Source organism: Kribbella sp. NPDC054772 (assembly GCF_053611945.1).
In genome coordinates this window covers 328,011-336,651 of record NZ_JBSHBJ010000001.1, presented here as the reverse complement: position 1 = coordinate 336,651, position 8,641 = coordinate 328,011, and the positions used below count along the sequence as shown (strand labels likewise).

Annotated in this window: 6 protein-coding genes; 3 read left to right on the top strand and 3 right to left on the bottom strand. The window is 68.2% G+C overall.

What is annotated here, in order from left to right; translation table 11 throughout:
- Positions 1 to 195 precede the first annotated feature (195 nt).
- Complete coding sequence (locus ACWGID_RS01725; protein WP_452193428.1) at positions 196 to 1,080, bottom strand: carbohydrate ABC transporter permease; 885 nt, start codon at positions 1,078 to 1,080, stop codon at positions 196 to 198.
- A complete protein-coding gene (locus ACWGID_RS01720; RefSeq protein WP_452193427.1) occupies positions 1,070 to 1,993 on the bottom strand; it encodes a carbohydrate ABC transporter permease in 924 nt (307 codons plus the stop codon). The genes ACWGID_RS01725 and ACWGID_RS01720 overlap by 11 nt, the downstream gene beginning before the upstream one ends.
- Positions 1,994 to 2,197: 204 nt before the next feature.
- On the opposite strand from ACWGID_RS01720, the gene ACWGID_RS01715 reads away from it, so the two are divergent.
- Positions 2,198 to 3,946, top strand: a complete 1,749-nt coding sequence (locus ACWGID_RS01715; RefSeq protein WP_452193425.1) for a hypothetical protein — start codon at positions 2,198 to 2,200, stop codon at positions 3,944 to 3,946.
- A 23-nt stretch (positions 3,947 to 3,969) separates the two neighbouring features.
- Here ACWGID_RS01715 and ACWGID_RS01710 read toward each other — a convergent pair whose 3' ends face one another.
- Complete coding sequence (locus tag ACWGID_RS01710; RefSeq protein WP_452193423.1) at positions 3,970 to 5,757, bottom strand: hypothetical protein; 1,788 nt, start codon at positions 5,755 to 5,757, stop codon at positions 3,970 to 3,972.
- Between the two features lie 240 nt (positions 5,758 to 5,997).
- Here ACWGID_RS01710 and ACWGID_RS01705 point away from each other — a divergent pair, with 240 nt between their 5' ends.
- A complete protein-coding gene (locus ACWGID_RS01705) occupies positions 5,998 to 7,023 on the top strand; it encodes a LacI family DNA-binding transcriptional regulator (protein ID WP_452193421.1) in 1,026 nt (341 codons plus the stop codon).
- Positions 7,023 to 8,618 (top strand): FAD-dependent oxidoreductase, encoded by a 1,596-nt coding sequence (locus tag ACWGID_RS01700; protein WP_452193420.1) that lies wholly within the window; start codon positions 7,023 to 7,025, stop codon positions 8,616 to 8,618. Before ACWGID_RS01705 ends, ACWGID_RS01700 begins: the two co-directional genes overlap by 1 nt.
- The last annotated feature ends 23 nt before the right edge of the window (positions 8,619 to 8,641 follow it).

The following is an 8,641-nucleotide window of genomic DNA, read 5'->3' as shown; positions in this document are numbered from 1 at the left end:
CGGGCCGCCCCCCACCCCCTGTAGTGCGCCGGCGTGCCGCGCCCCGCCCCGCCCCCCCCCCCCGCCCCCCGCCGCCCCCCCCCCGGCCGCGCCCGCCGCGAGCAGGCCGGTGGCGATCGCCGCCGCGGCGAGTGCGCGCAGGCCTCGGCCCGCGACGCGTGGGATGTGCCTCATGAGGTGCACCTTTCAGGGGAGTTACTTGATGCCGGTGGTGGCGATGCCCTTGATCAGGAACCGCTGGCCGAGCAGGAAGGCGAGGAAGACCGGGACGAGCGAGACGACCGACATCGCGAACATCGATCCCCACGACGAGCTGGAGGTCGAGTCGACGAACGACCGCAGCGCGATCGGGACGGTGTACATATGCGGGTCGGTCAGGTAGATCAACTGGCTGAAGAAGTCGTTCCAGGTCCAGATGAACGTGAAGATCGTTGTGGTGGCCAACGCCGGGACCATCAGCGGGAGGATGATCCGCAGGAAGATCGAAGCCTTCCCACAGCCGTCGATCCGGGCGGCCTCGTCCAGTTCGCGCGGGATCCCGCGGATGAACTGCACCATCAGGAAGACGAAGAACGCGTCGGTGGCGAGCAGCTTCGGCACGATCAGCGGGAGGACCGTGTTGATCCAGCCCAGCTTCGAGAACAGGATGTACTGCGGCACGATCACCACGTGGATCGGCAGCATGATGCTCAGCAGCATGATCGCGAACCAGAACTTCTTGGCCGTGAACTCCAGCCGGGCGAAGGCGTAGGCCGCCATCGAGCAGGACACCAGGTTGCCGAGGATCGAGCCGAGCACCACCACGGCGGAGTTCAGCAGGTAGCGGGTGAACGGCTCGGTCAGGGCGTGCCAGCCCACCCGGTAGTTCTCGATCCGCAGGTCCTTGATCAGGATCCCGGGGTCGCGGAAGATCTCGTTGCCCGGTCGCAGTGAGCTGACCACCATCCAGATCACCGGATAGAGCATCACCAGCGCGGAGCCGGCCAGCAGGACGTGGATCACCAGCGGCCGGATCCGGGCCCAGCTCACGGGAGCGGTCCGGCGGGCAGTGACGGCGCGGTGCAGGGTCTCAGTCGTCATAGAACACCCAGTACTTCGAGGCGAAGAAGTTCGCGGCGGTGAAGACTCCGATGATCACGAGCAGGAACCACGCCATCGCGGAGGCGTAGCCCATGTCGAAGTTCCCGAAGCCCCGGTCGTAGAGGTACAGCGTGAAGAACATCGTCGAGTCCGACGGTCCGCCGCTGCCCCCGGAGACGACGAACGCCTGGGTGAACGACTGGAACGCGTGGATGATCTGCAGCACCAGGTTGAAGAAGACGATCGGCGTCAGCAGCGGCAGCGTGATGCTGACGAACCGCCGCAGTGGGCCGGCTCCGTCGACCGCTGCCGCCTCGTAGTACATGGTGGGGATCTGCCGTAGCCCGGCCAGGAAGATCACCATCGGCGACCCGAAGGTCCAGACGTTCAGCACGACCAGCGTGCCGAGCGCCGTACTCGGGTCGGAGATCCAGCCTTTTCCGTGGATCCCGACCACGTCCAGCACCTGGTTCAGCAGGCCGGTGGTGCCGAACACCTGCCGCCAGAGGATCGCGATCGCGACACTCGAGCCGAGCAGCGACGGCAGGTAGAACACCGACCGGTAGAACGCCATCCCCCGGACGCCCCGGTCCAGTACGACGGCCAGCAGCAAGGCGATCGCCAGTTGCAGCGGCACCGAGACGAACACGTAGGTGAACGTCACCTTGAGCGAGTTGTGCAGCCGTTGGTCGGACAGCATCCGGGTGAAGTTCTCCAGGCCGATCCACTTCGGGGCCTGGATCAGGTTGTAGTCCGTGAAGGACAGGTAGAGCGAGGCCAGCATCGGCCCGATCGTGATCAGGAACAGCCCGAGCAGCCACGGGGAGAGGAAGAGGTAGCCGGCCAGATTGTCCTTTTTCTGACCTGCGGTTTTCTTCCCCCGGAGGCTGCCGAGCTCACCCAGCGCACTCATGTTCTTTCGTACCTCCGGAACGCTAAGGGCAGCCCGGAAAGCGCTTGCCTTAGCCGGTCAAACTAGTACGAGAAACCGGTTTATGCAAGGGCTCGCCAGCGTGCCGAATGTCCGGATGCGGTCGGGTTGCGCGGTCTTGACAGGACAAAGTCCGGAGGCGACAGTTCCAGGCATTTGGCAACCGCTTACCGACGGGAGAACCCGATGCTGCGACGCACGTTTCTGACTGGTTCGCTGACCACGGTGGCGCTCGGCGCCCTGCATCCGGCCGCCGCTCGTGCTGAGGTTGCGGCTGTGGACGAGGACTTCCTGACCCTGCTGACCGGCGCGAACCAGCAACAGATTCCGCTGGTGCTCGGCAACTACCAGAACCTTTCCGACAGTGTCCGGACCGTGGCGCGGAAAGCCCGCCGGCTGGTTTCCGGGTACGTCTGGGGCCGGTCGTCGTACCACCACGACCCGGCGCTGCTCGGGCCGCTGGGCTGGCTGGTCGACCAACTCGCGACGCGGCAGCACGAGGACGGTCTGTACGACGTCGGGAACCTGCACTCCCCGCCGGACAGCGCTTTCGCGATCCAGGACGTCTGCATGCTGTACGCGTTGCTCGACGCGGACGGTCAGGCGGAAACGGCGGGATTCCGCGCCACCCTCGCGTCGGTGATCAAGAAGGCCGGACCGGCGCTGGCGAATGGCGGCGTACACACCCCGAACCACCGGTGGGAGGTTTCCGCGGCGTTGTCGCGTGCGCATCACCTGTTTCCGGACCGGCGGTACGCGGCGCGGATCGACGACTGGCTGGACGAGGGCATCGACGCGACACCGGACGGGATCTACAGCGAGCGGAGTTCGACGTACGCGGCCGAGGTGACGAACCCGTGCCTGCTGACGATCGCCTGGCTGCGCGACAAGCCGGCCCTGGTGGAGTACGTCCGACGCAACCTCGACGTGACGCTGTACCTGCTCGAGCCGAACGGCGAGGTGGACACGACCGCGTCCCGTCGGCAGGACCAGAAGGGTGTGCGCGAGGTCTGGTGGTACCTCGCCCAGCTCCGCGAGCTGGCGCTGCACACCGGCGACGGACGGTTCACGACCGTGGCCAAGAGCATCGAGGCCCGCGGAACGGGTGAGCTCGGCGATTTCCTGGCAGACGTCCTCGAACGACCGGAACTTTCCGCCACCCTTCCGGCCGCCCAGCCGGCGCCGACCGACTTCGTGCAGCACTACCCGTCCCAGGCGTCGGTCCGGGTACGCCGCGACACCCGGACGGCAACCGTTTTCGGTGGCACGGACTTCGCCGACATCCCGGTGATCTCCTCGGGGCTGTCGACCAATCCGACGTTCTTCAAGCTCCGGAACGGTGCGGCGATCCTCGACTCGGTCCGGCTGTCACCGCAGTTCTTCAGCACCGGTCATTTCCGCAGCGACGGACTGCGCCGGCTCGGCCCGAACAGTTTCCGGCTCACGCAGGAAGTGCAGGTTCCGTACCACCTACCGCTACCCAAGCGTTTCCGGCGCGCGGACGGGCAGTACGCGCTCGCCCCGGACGGCCGGTTCTACGCGTCGATGGACTTCGGGCACCGACCGAAGCAGTACCGGACGTTGCGGACCGAGATCACCGTGGCCGAGGTACCGTCCGGCTTCGACCTGACGTTCGACTTCGCCGGCGACGCGACGGCGTACGCGATCGAGCTGTGCTTCCGGAACGGCGGAACATTGTCCGGGGTCGACACACTGGATGCCTCAGGCAACTACCAGCTCACGTCGGGGACCGGCAGCTACACGGTCGGCACCGACCGAATCGAGTTCGGGCCCGGAAACGGCGCCGCCCGGGTCGCGATGGACCCGGGCGAGCGCTATACCTACCTCGGCGGCAGCCTCACCCCGGACGGCCTGCGCGTATACCTCACCGGCCGCACCCCCGGCCGCCAGATGCTGCGCCTGCGCACCCGTTGAGCGGGCTGTTGGGTCGGAGGTGGTCAGCCGGCGGTTCGTACGACGGTTTCCAGTGAGCCGTCGTGCGGGATGCGGAGGACGTGGATGCGGCGGCGGGCGTCGCGGAGGTACGTGCGGGACGACGTGCTGACGGTCGCCGTACGGCGGCTCGACCAGGTGATCGTGATCGTGGCCTTGCCGCGACGGATCACCAGGCCGTCCGCCGTCGCGGTCCGGCTCTGGTTGTAGGGGACTGCGGTTCCGTCGGAGAAGACGACCTCGTCGTCGGGCTGCAGTACCAGCGGGATCTGCTCGGTCGCCGCGCCGGTCGCGGTGACCCGGCGGCCGACGGACTGCGGGCCCACCAGCAGCTCGGTCGCGACTGAGCCGTCGGGGGTGTGGTAGCGGACCAGGTCTTTGGACGGGTACGAGGCGACAAGGTTGCTCTCGGCATCGGCTTTACCGCCGAGGACCGTGCCCCAGGATCCGGTGGCCGTTTGCTGCGCGTGGATCACCGTGCCCGCCACCGGGTGCCAGAGGAATCCGGTCCCGGCCTTCACGCCGCTCCCCTGCCGGTTCCCGAAGAACGCGCCGAGGTACAGGCCGGGACGGCGTACGTAGAGGTAGTCCTGGTTGCCGTAGTCGTCGTGCCGCCGCTCGGTGAAGTTGTCGCTGCGCAGGTACGGGAGTCGCGCGATCGCGGCCTGCTTCGCGGCACGGGTCGGCATCGTCTCGCCGTACGGCTCATGCGCGACGATCCGCGGCGAGGTGTCCTGCTTGGCGAGCGCGGGCACCGGCGCCGGGTCCGCAGCCCATGCCTGCCGGGACGCCGTCTGATCCTCACGGGAGGTGAAGAACGCACCGAGGTCCGGCGCGACCGGGACGAAGTGCGAGCCGAGGATGGTGCGGTCCGGGTCCGGGATCACGTCGTCGTAGAACGCTGCCGCGGTCCGGTCCGAGACGGCGTAGTACGTCAGCCAACCGGAGTCGTCGGGCTCCCGGAGCAGGTTGTACCCGAACCAGTCGGCGAACCGGCGCGCCATGGTCGCGAGCTGCGGGTTCCTGGTGAGCAGGTACAGCTCGGCCATCTCCGGGAGCATGACCTCGAAGTTGTAGTTGATGTCCATCCCGCGCGGGTCGTAGAAGAACCCGGCCGGGCTCTGCGCCCACTTCGCGATGAACCGGATCCGGTCCTGCAGCTTGAGCGACCGGTCGTGGTCGGGGATCAGCTTCAGCGTGAGCGCCGAGCCGGCGACGCCCGCCGTTGCCTGGTTGGTGTACTCGAACGGGTTGTCCCAGACGACCGAGTTGTCCGGATTCAGGTACCAGTCGACTCCCTTGCGCAGGGCAACTTCCAGCTGCGCCTGCCGGCTCGGCAGCGCGTTCGTCTGCCGCAGATTGGCGAGCGTCTTCGCCAAATACCCGATTCCGAAACCGCTTGACGCCTTTCCTTGTTCGCCGGGGTGGTACTCCGGCCAGGAGCCGTCCGGGTTCTGCAACCCGATGTAGTGCTGCAACGCGGCGTCGAGCCGGCCGAGCAGCGCGTTGTCGCGGTAGTACGGGTTCCAGGCACGCTTGTTCGCGACGAACCAGCTCAGCGTGAAAACGTGTTCCTGGACCCGCGAGTTGTACGGCTGAGCCGGCGTCCGCCACCAGCCGCCACCCATGAACCCGTACGGATCAGTGTCGACGACGTCGTTCACCATCGGCGCCAGGATCACCAGGTACGGCGCGAACCGCTGCTCCCCCGGCGCGAACAACTGCCGCTCCGGCGCCCCGGCCGGCAACCCGGCCAGCAACGGCAACCCCGCGGCGCCGGCTGACATGGACATCGACGTCATCGTAGACGCGAGCCCAGCACCAGCGGCGCCGAGCAGGACAGTACGACGTTTCAGAGACATAGCGGATCTCCTCGCTGCGATCGGACTGCGGCGAGTTTTCAGCGCGCCACCGTGGCGGGTCAAGACCTTGGGCTGTGATAATTCGAATTACTAGAGGAACCGACCTCTTGACGGACGCAGGCGGGCTGTTCTACGGTTCCCGGCAATCCGTATTACCGCGAAGGATCGATGATGGCAGACAAGGCGACCAGGCTCACCCAGCGCGACATCGCGCGGCTGGCCAAGGTCAGTCAGACGACGGTGTCGCTGGTGCTGAACAACCGCAGCGACGCCACCGCACGGATCCCGGCCGAGACCCGGGACCGGGTACTCAAGGTGATCCGCGAGACCGGATACCAGGCCGATCCGCTGGCGCGCCGGATGACGCAGCAGCGCAATCAGATCCTCGGCGTGTTCACGTACGAGTCGGTGTTCCCGAGTGCGAGCGGCGACTTCTACCACCCGTTCATGGCCGGGATCGAGGACTGCGCCGAGCGGCTCGGCTGGGACCTGCTGCTGTTCACCAGCGCGCCGGTCGCCGAAGGGCGGCGGCGGATCTTCCACGAGAACAACCGGCTCCGGATCGCGGACGGTTGCCTGCTGCTCGGTCGTGAGATCCCGAGCGAGGAGCTGGCCCGGTTGATCGCCGAGGAGTACCCGTTCGTCTCGGTCGGCCGCCGCGACGACGCCGACGGCCCGGTGCCGTACGTCGGCGCCGACTACACCAGCGCCACGCGCACCGTCGTCGAGCAGGCCCAGGCGCTCGGTCATCGGCGAATCGCGTACGTCGGACTCGGCAGCGGCGCGGAGTCGTCGGCCGACCGCATGCGCGGCTTCCGCGACGCGGCCGGTGCGCGCGCACCGCACGTACCGACGACCGACCGCTCGCCGGGTGACGTGCTCGACGACCTGCTCGAGCGCCACATCACCGCGGCCTTCGTCGAGGAGCGCGCGGACGCGATCGCGCTGTACACCGCGGCCGCCGAGCGCGGTGTCGACGTACCCGGGGACCTGTCCGTGGTCACGCTCGGCGATGCCACCCGGCCCGCGGCCAGCGACCTGGACTTCTCCGGTTTCCACGTTCCGCGGCGGGCGATGGGGCTGCGTGCGGTCGAGCTGCTCGAAGCGATCCTCAGCGGGACCGCAGACGAGCAGCAACTGCTCCTTCCCTGCGACCTGACCGACGGAATCACTCTCACGCCCAGCAAAGGTGCCTGATGCAGACAGATGTTCTCGTGGTCGGCGGTGGGCTCGGCGGGGTCGCCGCGGCTCTGGCCGCGCTCCGGACCGGTCGCTCGGTGATCCTGACCGAGGAGTTCGACTGGCTCGGCGGTCAGCTGACCAGCCAGGCCGTCCCACCGGACGAGCACTCGTGGGTCGAGCAGTTCGGCGTCACCGCGTCGTACCGCGCGCTGCGCGACGGGATCCGCGAGTACTACCGCCGGCACTACCCGCTGACCGTCGCGTCCCGGGCGGACGCGCACCTCAACCCGGGCGCCGGGTACGTGTCGAAGCTCTGCCACGAGCCGCGCGTCGCAGTCGCCGTACTGGAGGAGATGCTCGCGCCGTACCGCGCCAGTCGCCGGCTCCAGGTTCTGCAGCCGTACCATCCGGTGGCCGCGGACACCGACGGCGACCGGGTCACCGCGGTGACCGTGGAGCACCGGGACACCGAGGAGCGGTTGACGCTCACGGCGCCGTACATCCTCGACGCGACCGAGACCGGCGAGCTGCTGCCGCTGACCGGGACGGAGTACGTCACCGGGTTCGAGGCGCAGAGCGAGACCGCGGAGCCGAGCGCCCCGGCTCAGGCGCAGCCGCTGAACATGCAGGCGGTGTCGTACTGCTTCGCGGTCGACCACGTCGACGGCGACCAGGTCGGTGACAAACCGGCGAACTACGCCTTCTGGCGGAACTATCAGCCCTCGTTCTGGGGCGACCGGCTGCTGTCCTGGACGGCGCCGAACCCGCGCACCCTGGAGAGCTCGGTCCGGTCGTTCACCCCGAACCCGGACGACGACCCGCTCGCCGTGGTCGCGGACCAGCGGCGCGGCGGCGGCGACACGAACCTGTGGACCTTCCGCCGGATCGCGGCCCGGCGGCACTTCGTCCCGGGGGCGTACGAGAGCGACATCTGCCTCGTGAACTGGCCGATGATCGACTACTTCGAGGGCCCGGTGATCGACGTACCGGACGCGGCGAAGCATCTCGCCGCGGCCAAGGAACTGTCCCAGGCGGTGTTCTACTGGCTGCAGACCGAGGCGCCCCGTCCGGACGGCGGCACCGGCTTCCCGGGGCTGCGGTTGCGTGGCGACCTGGTCGGATCGGCCGACGGACTCGCGCAGGCGCCGTACATCCGCGAGTCGCGGCGGATCAAGGCGGCGTACACGATCGTCGAGCAGGACCTGTCGGTCGCGGTCCGCGGGACCCGCGGAGCGGCGGAGTACGCCGACAGCGTCGGGATCGGGATGTACCGGATCGACCTGCACCCGTCCACCGGCGGCGACAACTACATCGACGTGGCGAGCAGCCCGTTCCGGATCCCGCTCGGGGCGCTGGTCCCGCAGCGGGTGGAGAACCTGCTGCCCGCGAGCAAGAACCTCGGCAGCACGCACATCACCAACGGCTGTTACCGGCTGCACCCGGTCGAGTGGAACATCGGCGAGGCCGCGGGCCTGCTGGCCGGCTTCTGCCTGGATCGCGGTGTCAGTCCGCGCGCGGTCCACGCCACCCCTGCCCTGCTCGGCGAGTTCCAGGACCGCCTGGTTGCCCAGGGCATCGAACTCGCCTGGCCGGACATCACGGGTTATTGAGTTCCGGCTACTGATGGAGGTCC

Bases quoted from the DNA above. Each gene is read 5' to 3' on its own strand.
- ACWGID_RS01725 (WP_452193428.1), bottom strand. From the start codon at position 1,080: ATGACGACTGAGACCCTGCACCGCGCCGTCACTGCCCGCCGGACCGCT.
- ACWGID_RS01705 (WP_452193421.1), top strand. From the start codon at position 5,998: ATGGCAGACAAGGCGACCAGGCTCACCCAGCGCGACATCGCGCGGCTG.
- ACWGID_RS01720 (WP_452193427.1), bottom strand. From the start codon at position 1,993: ATGAGTGCGCTGGGTGAGCTCGGCAGCCTCCGGGGGAAGAAAACCGCA.
- ACWGID_RS01700 (WP_452193420.1), top strand. From the start codon at position 7,023: ATGCAGACAGATGTTCTCGTGGTCGGCGGTGGGCTCGGCGGGGTCGCC.
- ACWGID_RS01715 (WP_452193425.1), top strand. From the start codon at position 2,198: ATGCTGCGACGCACGTTTCTGACTGGTTCGCTGACCACGGTGGCGCTC.
- ACWGID_RS01710 (WP_452193423.1), bottom strand. From the start codon at position 5,757: ATGTCCATGTCAGCCGGCGCCGCGGGGTTGCCGTTGCTGGCCGGGTTG.